This window comes from Butyricimonas sp. Marseille-P2440 (assembly GCF_900091675.1).
GTDB classification, from domain to species: Bacteria; Bacteroidota; Bacteroidia; order Bacteroidales; family Marinifilaceae; genus Butyricimonas; species Butyricimonas synergistica.
The window spans coordinates 979,947-996,960 of sequence record NZ_LT594610.1; the positions used below are offsets into that span (position 1 = coordinate 979,947).

Annotated in this window: 11 protein-coding genes; 6 read left to right on the forward strand and 5 right to left on the reverse strand. The window is 47.2% G+C overall.

Going from position 1 to position 17,014, the window contains the following annotated elements; genetic code table 11:
- Nucleotides 1–87: 87 nt before the first annotated feature.
- The 5 genes from BN8899_RS15120 to BN8899_RS15140 form a co-directional block, all read right to left on the reverse strand.
- A complete protein-coding gene (locus BN8899_RS15120; protein WP_065220027.1) occupies nt 88–3,078 on the reverse strand; it encodes a DUF6562 domain-containing protein in 2,991 nt (996 codons plus the stop codon).
- Between the two features lie 31 nt (nt 3,079–3,109).
- Nucleotides 3,110–3,901 (reverse strand): DUF6562 domain-containing protein, encoded by a 792-nt coding sequence (locus tag BN8899_RS15125; RefSeq protein WP_065220028.1) that lies wholly within the window; start codon nt 3,899–3,901, stop codon nt 3,110–3,112.
- A 12-nt stretch (nt 3,902–3,913) separates the two neighbouring features.
- The gene (locus BN8899_RS15130) at nt 3,914–4,957 is read right to left on the reverse strand and encodes a DUF6562 domain-containing protein (RefSeq protein WP_082987084.1); all 1,044 of its coding nucleotides are present in this window, start codon (nt 4,955–4,957) and stop codon (nt 3,914–3,916) included.
- 7 nt (nt 4,958–4,964) lie between these two features.
- A complete protein-coding gene (locus BN8899_RS15135; RefSeq protein WP_231932382.1) occupies nt 4,965–6,170 on the reverse strand; it encodes a DUF3575 domain-containing protein in 1,206 nt (401 codons plus the stop codon).
- Between the two features lie 443 nt (nt 6,171–6,613).
- Nucleotides 6,614–8,191 (reverse strand): peptide chain release factor 3, encoded by a 1,578-nt coding sequence (locus tag BN8899_RS15140; RefSeq protein ID WP_018336730.1) that lies wholly within the window; start codon nt 8,189–8,191, stop codon nt 6,614–6,616.
- A gap of 437 nt (nt 8,192–8,628) precedes the next feature.
- Here BN8899_RS15140 and nfo point away from each other — a divergent pair, with 437 nt between their 5' ends.
- The 6 genes from nfo to BN8899_RS15170 all read left to right on the forward strand — a co-directional run bounded on the left by nfo (nt 8,629) and on the right by BN8899_RS15170 (nt 16,988).
- Nucleotides 8,629–9,474, forward strand: a complete 846-nt coding sequence (gene nfo / locus BN8899_RS15145) for a deoxyribonuclease IV (protein ID WP_018336729.1) — start codon at nt 8,629–8,631, stop codon at nt 9,472–9,474.
- Complete coding sequence (locus BN8899_RS15150; RefSeq protein WP_065220029.1) at nt 9,471–10,688, forward strand: metallophosphoesterase family protein; 1,218 nt, start codon at nt 9,471–9,473, stop codon at nt 10,686–10,688. The genes nfo and BN8899_RS15150 overlap by 4 nt, the downstream gene beginning before the upstream one ends.
- A 46-nt stretch (nt 10,689–10,734) precedes the next feature.
- Entirely contained in the window at nt 10,735–13,809 is a 3,075-nt protein-coding gene (locus BN8899_RS15155; protein ID WP_187376921.1) for an AAA family ATPase, read from the forward strand.
- A gap of 48 nt (nt 13,810–13,857) precedes the next feature.
- Nucleotides 13,858–14,787 carry a class A beta-lactamase, subclass A2 gene (gene bla / locus BN8899_RS15160; protein WP_065220031.1) on the forward strand — a complete coding sequence of 310 codons (930 nt, stop codon included), beginning with the start codon at nt 13,858–13,860 and terminating at the stop codon, nt 14,785–14,787.
- 26 nt (nt 14,788–14,813) lie between these two features.
- Nucleotides 14,814–15,302: a metallophosphoesterase family protein gene (locus tag BN8899_RS15165; RefSeq protein ID WP_018336724.1), complete on the forward strand. Its 489-nt coding sequence runs from the start codon at nt 14,814–14,816 to the stop codon at nt 15,300–15,302.
- Between the two features lie 96 nt (nt 15,303–15,398).
- Nucleotides 15,399–16,988: a S41 family peptidase gene (locus tag BN8899_RS15170; protein ID WP_018336723.1), complete on the forward strand. Its 1,590-nt coding sequence runs from the start codon at nt 15,399–15,401 to the stop codon at nt 16,986–16,988.
- Nucleotides 16,989–17,014 lie beyond the last annotated feature (26 nt).

Sequence of the window (17,014 nt, forward strand, 5' to 3'; positions counted from 1 at the left end):
TTAAGGGAGTTGCCATTCGCAACCCCGAAGTTAATTTGTACCCGGGGGTGCGGTCAAGCTCCGTCCGGGTGGTCTGGTTGCATATAATTATTCTATAATTAATTCTCCTGTTCCGTCTGTGCTGTATTTGCGACCGGTAATTCGGTTACTGTCGGCAATTTCTTCCGATTTGTCCTCGCCTTTTAGTGTTGATGAGAGAGTTCCGTTAAATCGGCAATTGCGGAAAATAACTTTTGTTCCGTTTGTGTTATTCCATACCCCGGCGATACCACCAATTTCCTGTTCGTCACCGGGGTCATTTGCGTTTTGTAAAGTCACGTTGCCCGTGCAGATGCAGTTTTCAAACGTGTTATTGTAATGGGCTATACCGGTGATACCTCCAACATCGCAAGTGGAGCCTGTCACGTTGATATTTGATGTGATGTTGGATACGAGAATATTTCCTTCGCCCATGAAGCCGACTAAACCACCCACGTAGCTACGAAATGTTTCACTTTGGGCGTGAACTAGGCTTCCTTCTTCTACATCGATTGTCAGGTTATTCAGGTTTGCATAGGCATTTTTGCCCAACATGCCACCCACGTAAGCATAACCGTTAATTTGTACCTTCCCGGTCAGTCGTATGTCAGAATATGTTGAAGTATAGGGAGTTCCTGCTATTGCACCTACATTTAAATAACCGGAAACAGTTGCATTATGAAGCGTGAAGTTTTTGATTTTCCCGTTGGTCGTGAAACCGAATAGTCCCACGTTCTGGTTCGAGGGTTGATTGATTTTTAAGTTACTGATAGTGTAGCCGCAACCGTCAAAAGTTCCTTGGAATGCTTTGTCTTGTAAACCGATAGGTTTCCACTCTTTGTTCTCCAGATTGATATTGTTTGTTAATTTAAGTGTTTTTCCTTTAAAGTTTGTGCCTTTATTTACCATAGAAGCCAATTGGGCTAATTGTGCTTGTGATGAAATGTAGATATTCTCATCGCAATTTGTGATGGTGATTTTGCCTTTGCCATAGCGATTACCGCCGAGTAAGTCACCGTAGAGAGAAACAAATGATTGGGCAGTGGAGTTCATTCCGTTGAGCGTTACGTCCTTCACGCTGCAATTATCAATAGTTAGTCCATCAGTGTCTTCACTACCTTGGAAAGTACCGTTGAATTTACTGATATGACGTAAGGAGGGGAGGAACAGGTATGCATTGATTTCAGAATTTTCTACTGAGCAGTTCGTGAATAAACAAGTCGATTTGTAACAATTACCGATGTAACCTGCAAATCCGCCGATTTGACCGGATTCTAAATTTACATTCTCGTTAGAAATTGTGCTATTAACGACCTTGCAATTGGTAGCTTCGACATGATTTTCAGCCACGAAACCGATCATGCCGCCGACTTTATTCACTCCTTCCACGGTTGAACCCTCTACGATGCAATTGTCGAGAATGATGGTTCCATAAGAACGACCGATTATTACGCCGGCATAAGCATTGCCATTGCCATCATTTACCGCTTTCACGGTGGCACCTTTGACTGTCAGGTCGGTAACAGTTACCGAAATGGCATCACAGAAAAGACCGGCAGTCTGAGTGTTTTCCACTTTGAAGTTGGACAACGTGTGTCCTTGACCGTCAAACGTGATTTTATTAGCTGTTTTGATCGAGAAGGCGGTACCCTTGAAGTCAATGTCGGCGTTAAGTACTACTTTGTTGTATATATTGGTTGTATTGTTTAAGTTCTCTGCAAATTCCGAGAGTTTCCCGGCAGTTGAGGCATGGAGTATAACTTGCGTGTTAGAAGCTTTTTTGACGATTTTTTTCACAGTCCCGTAAACATCCACGTTACCTTGTAGCACGATAAGATTTTCAATAATTGTTTCTTCCCCCACGATTAAGGTGTTTTCGGCAGTTTTAGCCGTTACATTTTGGTACATTGCACCAAGAAGGGTAACGGTTGTATTGGGTGTTTCAATTTCGATTTCATCAGCTTCTGTTGTCAAATAGAACATAGCAGGTTTTTGTTCATCGCTAGCTTCATTGGCGTACAGAACTGTCAATTTGTACGTTAACTTAGGTAGGGTGGCAGATACGGTAGCCCTCGTTTTAGGTAGGATGAGGGTTGCTGCTTCAGTCGGGATTTCGGTCACAATCACGTTTGTTGCGCCATTAGCGAAAGCTTCGTTAGCCTCGGCGATGTTTTGTACTTTATAGACATTTTGGTCGATGTTATCCTCGAAATTCGGGTCGATGGTCACGTTGATGTTCCCTGCCTTCGTCAGTAGGTTACCGGATACGTTGGTCTTGTAGTTGCGACGGATGGGGATGTTGGTGAATGCGTCGTTGGTAGTGATCTCGTTACCGTTGTTGGTGAATGTCATCGAGAAGTCTGCCAGGGCGTCTTCTTCCGGGGTAGCCCAAATGTAGTCGATGGTCAACAAACCGGTTGCAGCATCGGAAACTTCGGCGGTGTACTCTAGGGGAGTTTCCTCGCTCGCTTCTCCGGTTAATGCGTTGAACGTGGAGGGGACGGCTTTGAAGTTCACTTTTACATGGGTTGGTTTCAAGTTTTCGTCCTTGATTGCGCCCAAGTCAAGCGTTTTCACGTTCAACTGCCCGAAAGGACGGGTAAGTGTAATTTCTTTCGTGAATGCCCCGGTTACCTCGAATGTTTCTTTGGCGAAGAATGCATCGAATTCCTCGTTGTTTCCGGTGTACCCTGTCGCCTTGATAGTTGTAAGACCATTGGTCGTGGTGTAGTGTTTATCCGCTTCACCTTCAGCGCAATCAGCCCAGAACACGAAGTCGTAGGTTTGCGAGGTCACCAGGCGTAAGTCCGTGAAAGAGGCTTTGTTACCGGATACGGTTGCGATCTTTCGTTCCCCGTACAATTCCCCGTTCCGGTAAATTTCCATGATACAGCGGTTTATTTGTGTACCGTCACCGGCAGCACGGCTCACGGAACCCGTTTGCGGGATAATCACGCTGATGGTTTGCGAGTTTGCGGTATCAAATCCTTCGATCTCGTCTTTTTGGCAAGCTACAAGCGTCAGGGCAAGGCTTGCGATTATTAAAAACAATTTTCTCATAATATATTGGATTTTAGTGATTCTTGTGTATTTATTCTCCAAATTTTGCCGTAACCTTGGTGATGTAATTGGTGTGCAAGGGTAATACGTCAAGTCGTTTCTCCACTCCGTCCACGGTCGTTTCCAACCCGATAGCCGTTCCTTGCCCAGAAATGGGGAAAAGAAAATCCATGCCTGCAGACGTTGTTCCGGCATTCACTTTCGGGAAGGATACTTCTATTTCTTGCGGTTCGGATGTTTTACCTGTGAGTACGTCGTATCGTGTCGGGGTATTTCGGTAGACCGCTTTTATCGTTTCGTGGTCTGTGGCGAATGGCGTGTTATTCTGTAGTTGCAGCTTGGCAAGCGGGCGTAACAGCGTGATGCCGGTACCCGATCCGCCTTTCCACGTTATGCCCGTTAGCACACCAGCAAAGGCATCGCGGCTATCGTCGGCGGGGGACGTGTAAGATGTCGTAGCAATCTTTACTTGACGCAGGTTTTCGGTGTCATAATATTCTCGACCGTAGTCTGCCCAGAATAAGAAATCGTAATTGCCGGGTACCAGTGCAATCTCTATAGCCGCCCCGGCAAGTGTTCCGGTTGCTGTGGCATGCAGGACGCAACGAGGGACTGCATCGTGGCTCCACGCCTCGAACGTGTAGGTTATTGGGGTGTTATCGGCATTCGCACGGCTTATGGCATCAGGTTCGTTTTCCCAGGTAGCTTGGGTATTGAGAGAGAGCGTCCCCTTCACGGGGCTCTGGGTGGAAAACTCTTCGTTGTTTTTGTCGCAACTGGCGAAGGTCACGAGAGTAAGAAATATAGCAAGCATTTTTTTCATCAACGTATCTTTTTAGTCGGGTATAACAATATTTATTTCTCCGTCGAAGTCGGGATCTATACCAATACCGGGGGAGTAACTGCGTGTCAGGAACTCGTCGCGTATAGTTGTCAGTTTCCCCCGCACGATGGGTACGTTAATACCTTCTACCCTATTGAGCACAGAGCCTTCGTGATCTCGGATAATCAGGTTTACTGTTACCGCGGACTCAGTGCCGTTCACGAAAATATAGTCACTGGCGAGGTGTCCTTCTTTTTCCGAGAGTCGGATTATATTGCTGTTGAATGCCATCCCCAGGCGGGCGTCGTTCGGTTTGTTGGTATAGGCGTTAAAACCGCACGGGAAGTAACAGGCGTATTCCACCTCTACCCGAATTGTGGAAAGATCAGGTGTTCGGGAGAGCGAGTTGTCTGCGGCGGCGCCGGTTTTCGATCGTCGTTCGGAAAGTTTGTCAAGGAATTTGTCAAGGTCGGTGGTGATGAACTCGATCTTTGCCATCGGTCGTCGGAGCGTGACAGTCTGTTTTACTGTTGCGTTCCACTGGTTGCGGTATCCAGTCAAGTCTAGTTCCTGGCGAGCGACGTACGTGTCCTTGTGGTCGTTGTTCCCGATGTACGTTTTGGTGTCGGGGATGCTGATCGATGCGAGTGAATTCACGATATAGTATTTGTCTTTTAACGATCCGTCCTGCACGTAGTCCATCCAGGTTACGATATGATATTTGGCGGCGTGCAACGGTAGCGAGGTGCTGATGGTATGTTTGCCGTCAACAGCCGGGTCGCAACAGAGCACGTGACGTGCGGCGGGGGAACCGTCGATCTCGTCACGAAACACCTCGATGATCCAGCGTGTGTCGTGTCCGCCGGGGATTGTGGTTTCGGAACGCGACGATGTGTAGGGTTCTATGCTTGGGTCGATTTCAAATGTCAGGTCTACGTTCACCAGAGTGGGGTTGACACTCTCGTCTTTCGGGAATTCCAAAACAGTTTTGTCGCATCCCGTCATGGCGAGAACAAGTAGGCAAATGATATAGATGGTTCGTTTTTTCATGTCCATACCTCCTTTATTTACCGAATTTATAAACCATGTTGATACCGGCTTTCGTTAATCCCCAGTAGTTATATGGTGTATTTTTTTTATAGCGAGAGCCATTCGGAATATTGTAATATGTATCATATTTCGTGTGGATGTAACCCGCTCCAATTGTGAACTCCACTGCCCATCGCTGGGCGAAGGGGAGCGTGTAGCCGTAGCTGACTCCCGCACCGTAAAAACCATCGGGAGATTGGTAACGGTTCTCTTTGTCCACGGAAATGTTAAACGCCCCGATATTGAGATGGATACCGAAGAAGTGTCCTCTCATGGGTGAGTCCGGCCAGTAACGGAACTCCGGTTGAATGACGAGAAAACGCAAACGGTAATTTCGAGCCACGGTGTACGGGCTGTAAATGAAAGAGAAGTCCACTGAGTAATGTTCGTCGAGGACTCTCTCTGCACCGATGTTGGCGACCGTGGCTGCCAAATAGGCAATATTTGTCTTTATTGCCCACCGGTAGAGTGATTCCTCCTCGTGCGAAACCGTGAGCATGGATTCTGGAGTCTGGTGTTTTGTCGTGTCGGCTTTTGAATATACTTGTGAGGTTGATTCGGGGGCAATCGTGTCGGCAATTATTTTCGTGATGAGCGTGGTGTCCTCCGGGAGGGGAGGTAGCGGTACAATCTCGTTCTGTTTCTCCCGGAATAGATAGCTGATGACCACTAAATCCGACATATTGTTCCACGAGTAGACTGAGTTCGTGGTTTGGAAGTTATCTTCTTTCAATTTTTCGTGGGTGATAAAATAACTTTTCACTTGATTGCTCCGGTTCTTGGCGCTTTGTAGGTTGATTCTTGACGAACCGAATGAACCACAAAAACCACGTACCCGCACTTTGATTTCTCCTGTTTTAATTCCTTGACGATGTTCTTGAATGGATTGACGGAGAAGAAAGATTGCCGTTTTATTTTTTTTATAATCTTCGCGGAATAGTTTTTCACCTGGGGCAAAACGGAAAATGACAGTGTCTTGTACAATTTGTTCTATCACGCTGTCCCTCTCGCGTGGCTTCTGGGCGAAAGAAGGAAGTTGAACCCATAATAATGCAAAAAATGCAAGTGAAGAATAAGCTATCGGAAAAACACGTTTTCGGTATTGGCGTGCCGTCATTCCGCCATAATCTGCGATGAATTCAAAATATTGACGAATCTTATTTTTTTTAACGTTTATCATGTCTGTGTACAGTTATTAAACGATCGTTTAATAACTGTAAGAATTCGTCATAGCGTGTCTAAAATCACAACAAACATAAATGTTTGTGTGTCAAAAAGTAATAAATATATATTTATGTTTTCGTTTTTCGAAAATAATTCATACTTTTGTATCGCAATAAACGATCGTTTATTGATACATATCCCTTTTTTAAATACGTGTTTCGGAGGTGGGGACATTCGGAAAATAATATAGAAAAAACCAACTGATTCATAACGAATTAGTTGGTTTTTTTGTGGTATTTACTGAATGTCCCTATTTACTATACCTTTCTCCCCATCGGGTATAAATGAGAAAAATAATAGTGCCAATAGGAATCCCGATTTCCCCGATGGTGTATAAACTCGGAAGATTGAAAATTTCGGCGGCAAGGAAGAGTAACTAAAACAACCATCTCCTGTGCGTTAGAATTCCGAGGTGAAATGGAAGATTAACTTCTTGTAGTTGCTTTGTGCCATCTGGAGCATGTATTGCGATTCGGCAAGGAACACGTCGCGTCCCCATTTGTCTTTGGCCAGATACTGCGCCTTGTGAAGTTTGAAGTCTTCCAGTTCCTTGTTATCCTGCGCCTCGATCCAGCAAGCCTTGTAGAGGTTGATCGGTTCCCACCGGCAGGCGGCGCTATACTCGTGAAGCAAGCGGTATTCGATGACTTCAAACTGGAGGGCACCCACCGTCCCGATAATCTTCCGGTTGTTAAATTGATTGGTAAAGAGCTGGGCGACACCTTCATCCATGAGCTGGTCGATGCCTTTCGCCAATTGTTTCGATTTCATGGGATCGGCATTCTCGATATACTTGAACAATTCCGGCGAGAAGCTGGGAATGCCCTTGAAGTGCAGTTTTTCGCCTTCCGTGAGGGTATCGCCGATTTTGAAGTTACCCGTGTCATGCAGCCCGACGATGTCACCGGGGTACGCTTCGTCGATAATGGATTTCTTAGAAGCCATGAATGCCGTCGGGGTTGAGAATTTGAGATTCTTCCCGAGTCCCACGTGAAAGTAGTTCGTGTTGCGCTTGAACGTGCCGGAGCATACCTTCACGAAGGCGATACGGTCGCGATGGTTGGGGTCCATGTTCGCGTGGATTTTAAAGACAAATCCGGTAAACTTCTCTTCAGCGGGTTGTACGATCCGTTCTTCTGTTTCACGAGGAAGGGGAGTGGGGGCGATCTCGATAAAACAATCCAGCATTTCCCGGATACCGAAATTGTTTAAGGCAGACCCGAAGAATACGGGAGCCAATTTCCCTTGTAAGTATTCTTCTCTGTCCGCGGCGGGATATACTTCACGCACGAGTTCCAGATCTTCCCGTAGTTTAGCGGCGGATCTCTCGCCGATATGGTTATCCAGTTCGCCAGAGTCGATATCGTTGATTTCGATGCCGTCTTGAATGGTTTGCACGCTGGCGGAATAAAGGCATAGGTTTTCCTTGTGGATATTATATATTCCCTTGAACACGTCGCCGTTGCCGATAGGCCAGCTCAAGGGGGTCACTTGTATCTGTAATTCTTTTTCTATTTCATCCAGCAGGTCGAACGGGTCTTGTCCGGGACGGTCGAGTTTGTTGATAAATACAATCACGGGAGTTTTGCGCATCCGGCACACTTGCATGAGTTTGCGTGTTTGGCTCTCGACGCCTTTTGCCGAGTCGATCACGATAATCACGCTGTCGCAAGCCGTCAGCACGCGGAAGGTGTCTTCGGCGAAGTCCTGGTGGCCGGGAGTGTCAAGAATATTGATTTTTACGTCTTTGTATTCAAATCCCATGACGGAGGTGGCAACGGAGATTCCTCTCTGGCGTTCTATTTCCATGAAGTCCGAGGTCGCCGTCTTCTTGATTTTATTTGATTTCACGGCTCCCGCTATATGGATAGCTCCCCCGAATAACAATAATTTTTCCGTCAATGTTGTTTTACCCGCGTCCGGGTGGCTGACAATACCAAACGTTCGTCTTTTTAAAATCTCTTCCTTGAAACCCATTTGTCTTGATGATTTTAGATTCTATTTTAGCGGGTGCAAAGATAGAAATAAATTTTAAATTTGTATTTAGGGAATATAGGGAGATCAAGTAAGTTTCTGGCGTGTTCAGTACTCTTCTTGTAACTATTAGTATTGATACAAGTTATTTTATAGTTATTAAATTTTATACAAATACAATTTAAATTCTATTTATTTGCCTTTGGAATAGGAGATGAATAGGAGTTGAATGGGAATTGAATAGGAGATGGTATGAATGAACTACAAGTGATATTTATATTTGATACATTTCATGTAACTTATTTTAACTAAAATGCCGGGGGAAAGAGGTTTTTGTTTGGCTTGCGAGGGGAGGGAATTGCTTGAAAAATGAACTTTTTGCCGTGGGATTTACCTTTTGTCTTTTTAAATCGTAAATTTGTAAAAATAAAAAAGGAAATATGGGAAAGTATATAGGAGCGCACGTGAGTGCATCGGGAGGAGTTGAAAATGCGCCGGTTAACGCGCACGAGATAGGTGCAACGGCTTTTGCCTTGTTCACGAAAAACCAGCGGCAATGGAAGGCAGCCCCCTTGTCGGCGGATAGTATAAAGCTGTTTAAAGAGCGATGTGAACAGTACGGTTACGCGCCGGGGCAGATATTGCCGCATGATAGTTATTTGATTAATCTCGGGCATCCGGAAGCTGCCGGGCTGGAGAAATCCCGGGAAGCATTTTTTGATGAAATGAAGCGATGCGAGGAGTTGGGGTTGGACAGATTGAATTTTCACCCGGGCAGTACTTTGAAAGAGATCAGTGACGAGGCTTGCTTGTCTTTGATTGCGGAGTCGATCAATATGGCTTTGGACCGGACACGAGGGGTGACGGCTGTGATCGAGAACACGGCGGGACAGGGTTCTAATTTAGGATACAAGTTCGAGCAGATAGCCTATATTATCGACCGGGTGGAGGATAAGACCCGTGTCGGGGTTTGTCTGGATACTTGCCACTCGTTCGCGGCGGGGTATGACTTGGCAACTGCTTCCGGTTTTACCGAAACTTTCGAGCATTTCGATAACGTGGTAGGTTTTAAATATTTGCGGGGAATGCACTTGAACGATGCTAAAAAGGAGTTGGGGTCACGTGTTGACCGGCACGATAGTTTGGGGAAAGGTACGTTAGGTATCGAACCGTTCAAGTGGATTATGCAGGATGAGCGGTTTGACGGGATTCCATTGATTCTCGAAACCCCGGACGAGTCGTTGTGGGCGGAGGAGATCAAAATGTTGAAAGGATTCGTGAAATGAGGATATTGCATACTTCGGACTGGCACTTGGGGAAGCGATTGAACGATCGGGAGAGGATACGGGAGCAGGTGGAGGTGATGGATGAGATCGTGCGGGTTGCGGAAGAGAGGGCTGTGGATGCTGTCGTGGTCGCGGGAGATTTATTTGACACGTTTAATCCTTCGGTGGAGGCGATCGAGTTGTTGTACGGTACGTTATATCGTTTGGCGAACGGGGGGAAACGGTTGGTCGTGGCGATAGCCGGGAATCATGATTCTCCCGATCGGGTGGATTCTCCTGACGTGTTGGCTCGGCTGCATGGTATTTTTTTCGTGGGTAATCCGCTGGTGAATTTCACGTCCGCGGTAACGGACGGGGGGATAAGATTAATTCGTTCGGAAGAAGGATTCTCCGAGTTTCGGTTGCCGGGGTACGATTACCCGTTGCGGGTAGTGCATACTCCTTACGCGAACAGCGTGCGGATGTGTCGTTTTCTTGGTGTGGAAGAACAGGATGTCGAGTTGCGTGCCGTGCTCCGGGAGCACTGGGGGGCGTTAGCCGCGAAATATTGTGACGGGGCGGGGGTGAATCTGTTGGTGACTCACCTTTACGTGACGCAGGAAGGCGGGTATATGCCGGAGGAACCCGAGGATGAGCGCCCGATTAATATTGGCGGGGCGGATGCGGTTTATTCATCTATGATACCCGAGGGTATACAATATGCGGCCTTGGGGCATTTGCACCGTTGGCAGGTTGTCGATACGGAGCCTTGTCCGGCGGTGTATTGCGGGAGTCCTTTGAGTTATAGTTTCAGTGAGGCGGAACAGGATAAATATGTCACGATCGTGGAAGCGGAGCCGGGAGGGGTTGCCCGGTACGAGAGATGCCTTTTGACGAGCGGGTATCCCTTGGCGCGTAAGCGTTTTGAAGGAGTGGATGAAGCCGTCGCGTGGCTGACCGGGCATCCCGGTGTCTGGGTGGAGGTGACTGTCGCTACCGATACTTACTTGACGGCTGCCGAGAATAAGGCGATACTTGAATCACATGACGGAATTGTGTGTTTGATTCCCGAGGTGAAGGGGGCGTCCGGTGCGGATGAGCGGGTGGCGTCTATTCATGATTTGCGTTCGGACGTGAATGCTCTTTTTGCCGAGTATTTCCGTCAGCGCAAAGGGCAAGAGCCCAACGAGGAGATTATGGCTTTGTTTAAAGAAACACTATCGATTGAAAATTGAAAAGAAGTTCATTTTCAATTTTCAATTCTCAATTTTCAATTATATTATGGTTCCGGTTAGGTTAACGTTGGAGGGTATATATTCATACAGGGAACGTCAGACGATAGATTTCAATCGATTGACGGAAGCCCGTTTGTTCGGGATTTTCGGTCCGGTGGGGAGTGGGAAATCGACGATTTTGGAGGCGATGATTTACGTGATATACGGGGTGATCGATCGCCTGAATAGTGAGGTGAAATATAACTTGATGAACCTTCAGTCCGATCGTTTGTTCGTGGATTTTGAGTTTAAGGCGGGCGAGTCGGCTAGAGAGTATAGGGCCACGGTGGAATGTAAGCGAAACAAGAAAAAGTTTACTGATATATCGGTGCCGAAGTTCCTTTATCATGCACGGGAGGACGGGGAATGGGAGCCATGTAGCCGGGAGGATGTGATCGCGGCGATCGGGCTTAACGTGCAGAATTTCAAGCGGGTCGTGATTATTCCTCAAGGGAAGTTCCAGGATTTTCTCATGCTTCGGGACAAGGAGCGCACGGAGATGATGATGGAGCTTTTCGGGGAGTTGCGGCGGTATGATTTGGGTGGCAAAGTGGCTTACCTGGAAGGAGAAACCAACAAGAAAGTTATTGATTTGAAGGGGCAGTTAACGGGATTGGGCGAGGTGAACGAGGATATGCTGGCGGAGGGTAGAAAGCGGTTGGTGGAGTTGCAAGAGGAAGCGGAATGTTTGAAGAAGGCGATACAGGAGGCCGGGGAACGGGAAGCGAAGTTGAAGAAAGTGAAGCTGTTGGCGGACGAACAAAGGGTGCGGGGGGAGGAAGAGAAGCGACTGTTGGAACAAAAGGATGAGATTGCCGCCTTGTTGGTGCAAGTGGAAGAGTATGAGTTTTGTTTGCAATATTTTCAACAGCCCCTCCATTATTGGGAAGATGTTTCTCGTCGTTTGTCCGAGTCGGAGAACGTGTTGTCGGGTTATCGGGAGCGATTGGGCGTGATGCGGCGGGAACTCGTGCGTTTTAAGGAGCAATATGATGTATTGAAGCGGGAGTACGAGGGGCGGGATCGATTGAAAGAGCGTGCCGGGCAGTTGGAAAGGCTCGCTCGTTTGCGAATGTTGGCGGAAGAACAGAAGGATTTGCAGGGACGATATGCCAAAGGGGAGGCTATGGTGGTTTCCACTAAAAAGGAAGTGGAGGTGTTGGGGCAACAGTTGGTCGAGCGAAAAGAGAATCTCGAGAAGCTGGTGCAGTCTATACCGGATATGAAGTTATTGTCCGATATTCGGGAATGGTACGGGGTGTATCACCATTTACAGGAAGAGGAAAAACAAGCGCGGGAGGAGGGTGCGCAAGTGGAAAATGCTTTGGCAAGAGATCGGGAGGAGCTTGTCGCGTGGAAAAGGGCGCATCCTTTGTTTGCAGACGTGGAGGAGGATGCGTATGATTCGTTGTCAGAGGCTTGCCGGAAGAGGCAACAACAGATAGGCGTGGAGTTGAAGAGGTGTCGGGAGGAATGGGTACATTTGAATACCCGTCAGCGTTTGGCTGATTTTGCCAAGGAGTTGAACGAGGGGAAACCCTGCCCGTTGTGTGGCGCGTTATCGCACCCCAAGCCTTCGCGCGTGGAAGAAGTGGAGGGTGTGTTGCGGTCGAGTGCGGAGAGAATTGCGGCACTGGAAGGGGAACAGGGGGAGTTGAATCAATGGAATTCCCGGTTGGCTATCGCGGGAGAGCGCTATCGTTTGAATTTGGATAAACAGAAGCAAGTCAAGATAAAGCAAGTGAATGTCCTGCAAAAATCGCGGGAGCATTTATCCCGTTTCGTTTGGGAAGGTTTTTTCCCGGATGATGTGAAACATCTTCAGGAAGAGATAAATAGAGCCGCTTTGTTGGGCGATGAGCGAAAAAGGCAGGAGGGGGAAGTGAAAAAGACGGAAGGGGAGATCGATTTGAAGCGAGGGAACCTGGAAAAGTATTCTAGACGCTTGGAAGTGATCAACCGGGAGGTGGTGCAACGGGAAACTCAGATGGAGTTGTTGCGGGAGCAGTTGAAAGATTTCGATACAGCCGCGTACGCGGAGGTAAGTTTGGCTGGTCTGAAGGAGGAGATGGAGAAATGTCTGGCTGTTTTTGAGAAATTGGGGCGGGATTATCAGGCGGGGAGCGACAAGTTGAACGAGATGGAGAATGAATACCGGAAGTGGGAAGGCGGTGTCGAGGAAAAGGAGAAGGAGATATTGTTGCTTAACGGGGAGAAAAAAACGAGCGAGAATAAGTTGGGCGAATTGTTGAAAGAGAGTGTCTATAAGGATATTTCAGCGGTGAGGGACGTGTTGGGTAAGAAATTGGATTTGCCGGCGTGCCGGAAGCGGATTAATCAATTTAACCAGCAACTTCACGTGGTGCAGGTTCGGAAATTGGAATTGGAAAAGCAGCTTGCCGGGGTTGAATATAACGTTGAAGAGCGCGAGGAGTTACTCCGGCAGCTGGAGGAGACCCGTCGGCGGGAGAGGGAGTTGTTGGCAGAACATGGCGCTTTGGCGAATCGGGTCAAGGATATGGAGATGCGGTTGGCTGCCCGCGTGGAAATCGGGAAGGAGCTGGAGGTTTTGGATGCCCGTCTTCGGAATTTGCAGGTGTTGAAAGGGTTGTTCCGCGGGAATGATTTCGTGAAATTCGTGTCGTCGATTTATTTGCAGAATTTGTGCAATGCGGCGAACGAGCGTTTCTACCGGATGACTCGCCAGCGTTTGAAGTTGGAGTTGGACGAGGATAATGATTTCGTGATACGGGATTTCATGAACGAGGGGCGCACCCGGAGTGCCCGTACGCTTTCCGGGGGACAGGTTTTCCAGGCTTCCCTCTCGTTAGCTTTGGCGTTGACGGATAATATCCGGCATCTGACGGGGAGTAACCAGAACTTCTTTTTCTTGGACGAGGGGTTCGGCTCGCTGGACAAGGAGTCTTTGCGTGTCGTTTTTGAGACCCTTAAATCGTTGCGGGAGGAGAACCGGGTGGTCGGCTTGATTTCCCACGTGGAAGAGATGCAACAGGAATTGCCCGCGTGCCTGTTCGTGGAGAACACGACGGAACGGGGAAGCGTGATAACAATTGAAAATTGAAAGTTGAAAATGAAGAGAGGCTTGAATGGAAATTAATTTTTTTATGTCATGATAAAATGTAGTTTTTTAGTTTGTGTTGCCGTTTGGTTTTCGGGGGGATTGTTGTCGGAATCGGCGAAAAAGGAGGACGGTTCTGTGTTGTACACGGGTATGCTTACCGATACGATTTCTAAAATTGTATCGGGTTATCCGGGAGAGATCGGGGTGGCGGTAATCATTAATAATATGGATACCGTTACCGTCAATAACAAGAGTATTTATCCCATGATGAGCGTGTTCAAGCTTCATCAAGCAATAGCCGTTTGTAACGATTTTGACCGTAAAGGGCTTTCTCTTGATTCTTTGATGTGTATAAAAAGGGACGAGCTTGACCCGCAGACGTGGAGTCCCATGATGAAGGAACATCCGGAGCCCGTGATTTCTTTGACGGTTAAAGATTTATTGCGCTATACGCTTATTCAAAGCGATAATAACGCCAGCAATATCATGTTCAAGGAATTGGTCAGCGTTGCCCGTACCGATAGTTTTATTGCCACTCTCATTCCCCGTACGAGTTTCCGGATCGCTTACACGGAAGGGGAGATGTCTGTAGATCATGACAAGGCGTATTCCAATTACACGTCGCCTCTCGGTGCGGCGATGCTGATGAACCGTTTGTTTACCGACAGTCTGGTCAGTCGCGAGAAGCAATGTTTCATGATGAATACACTGGAAGAATGTATTACCGGGAAAGATAGGATCGTGGCACCGTTGCTTGGAAAAGAAGGGATTACCATTGCACATAAAACGGGTTCCGGTTACATCAACGAGAACGGGGAACTCGCTGCCCACAATGATGTTGCCTATATCCGGCTGCCCAATAATGTCTGTTACTCTTTAGCCGTGTTTGTTAAGGATTTCAAGGGCAATGAAGCGCAAGCCTCGAAAGCTGTGGCTCGCGTATCGGCTATCGTGTACGCGTTATTGGCACAACTCTAAATTATTAAACGTTGAAAATCTGAAGTATGAAAATTGGTTTGTTATCGGATACTCACGGGTGGTTGGACCCGAAGATCGCGGAGTTTTTCAAGGAGTGTGATGAAGTGTGGCATTGTGGGGATATCGGGGATGTGGCGGTGACGGATGCTTTGTCGAAACGTTTTCAATTGCGGGCGGTGTATGGGAATATAGACGGGGATTTGTTACGTAGAATATTTCCCCGGACGGAGGTGTTTCAATGCGAGGGGGTAAAGGTGATGATGACTCATATCGGGGGGTATCCCGGTCATTATGACCGGAAGGCGGTAGAGGTTTTGCGGCGGGAACGTCCTAAATTGTTTGTTTGCGGACATTCGCATATCGCGAAAGTGAAATATGACCAGGTGTTGGATTGTTTGCATATTAACCCGGGTGCGGCGGGAAAATTCGGTTTTCATACGGTGAGAACGGCTGTCCGCTTTGAGATCAACGGTGATCGGATTGAGAATTTAGAATTAATAGAATTGGAAAAATAATTAATTTAAGACTCTGTTAATAGATTTAATACCTTCCGATTGTTACATTTGCAATTATTACTCGTAAAAGAGAAAGAATACTAAATATATTATTATATGAAAAGAGTTTTACTATCGGCGGTTGCTCTGTTAATCGCTTGTTTGAGTTGGCAAAGTGTTTCGGCACAGCGGGATATGCAAGCCGTGCGGGAACAATCTATCAAGTATCAACAATTAATGCAATTGATAGCCGGGTATTACGTGGATTCGGTTAATTTGAAAAAGGTCACGGAGGATGCTATCGTGAAAGTTCTGGCTGATCTAGACCCGCATTCCGTGTATATACCCCGGGAGGAGTTGGAAGAGGCGAATGAACCTTTGGAAGGTGGATTTTTCGGTATAGGAATACAATTTAATGTACTTCGGGATACGTTGACCGTGGTGGACGTGGTAGCGGGAGGACCTTCCGAGAAGGTGGGATTGCTTGCCGGAGATCGGATATTGGAAGTTGACGGGGAGAATATTGCCGGGATCGGTATCAGTAACACGGACGTGAGGAAACGTTTGAAAGGGGAGAAGGGAACCGTGGTGAAAGTTAAGGTGAAGAGGGGAAATGAGTTGATCGATTTTAATATCGTGCGGGATATGATACCGATTTACAGTGTCGATGCCGCATATATGATAGACAAGAATATCGGGTATATCAAGATAGCCCGTTTTGCCGCCACGACGGTGGAGGAGTTCGAGAAAGCCGTGAAGCAGTTGCAGGCGGAGGGAATGAAGGATTTGATTATTGACTTGCAGGGGAATGGCGGCGGTTACATGGGGGCTGCCATCGGGATTGCCGACCACTTGCTGGATGGTCAGAAATTGATCGTGTACACGGATAGCCCTGCTTACGGGAGAGCTGAAGAGTATTCTACACCCGCGGGTTTATTTCAAGATGGTCGTGTGGTCGTGTTGATTGACGGAAATTCAGCTTCGGCTAGTGAGATTTTGTCCGGAGCGGTGCAGGATTGGGATCGCGGGCTGATCGTTGGGCGGCGTTCTTTTGGCAAGGGGTTGGTACAACGCCAGTATCCGCTTGCAGACCGGTCGGCTATTCGCCTTACGATATCTCATTATTTTACTCCTTCCGGTCGTTGTATTCAAAAGCCTTACAAGGGTAAGGATTACCAGACTGAAATTTTTGAACGCTACACGAACGGGGAATTGTTGAATGCGGATAGTATTGCCTTGACAGATTCCACGAAGTATTACACGAAGAAAGACCATCGTTTGGTTTACGGCGGGGGCGGGATTATCCCGGACGTGTTTGTTCCGATTGACACGAACTTGAATTACAGTTATTTCAACCGTCTGTTGGCAAAAGGTGTTATTAATGAATTTACCTTGAATTACGTGGATAAAAATCGGGATGTTCTAAAGAAGAAATACCCGAAATTCGAAATGTTCAAGAAGGATTTCCAGGTGACGGATGCCATGGTGAACGAGATCGTGCAAAAAGGCGAGAAACAGGGGGTAAAGAAAGACGAGAAATTATTGACGCCTATTATTCCCGAAATTAAGTTATTCGTGAAATCGTTGATCGCTCGCGATTTGTGGAATATGACCGAGTTGTATAAGATTTCCAATGAAGAGAACAAAATATTGAACGCGGCAATCAAGAGCTTGCAAGACGGGACGTATGATAAAATTATAAAATAGCCGTTTTTTTGGTCTGTTTTTTGTTG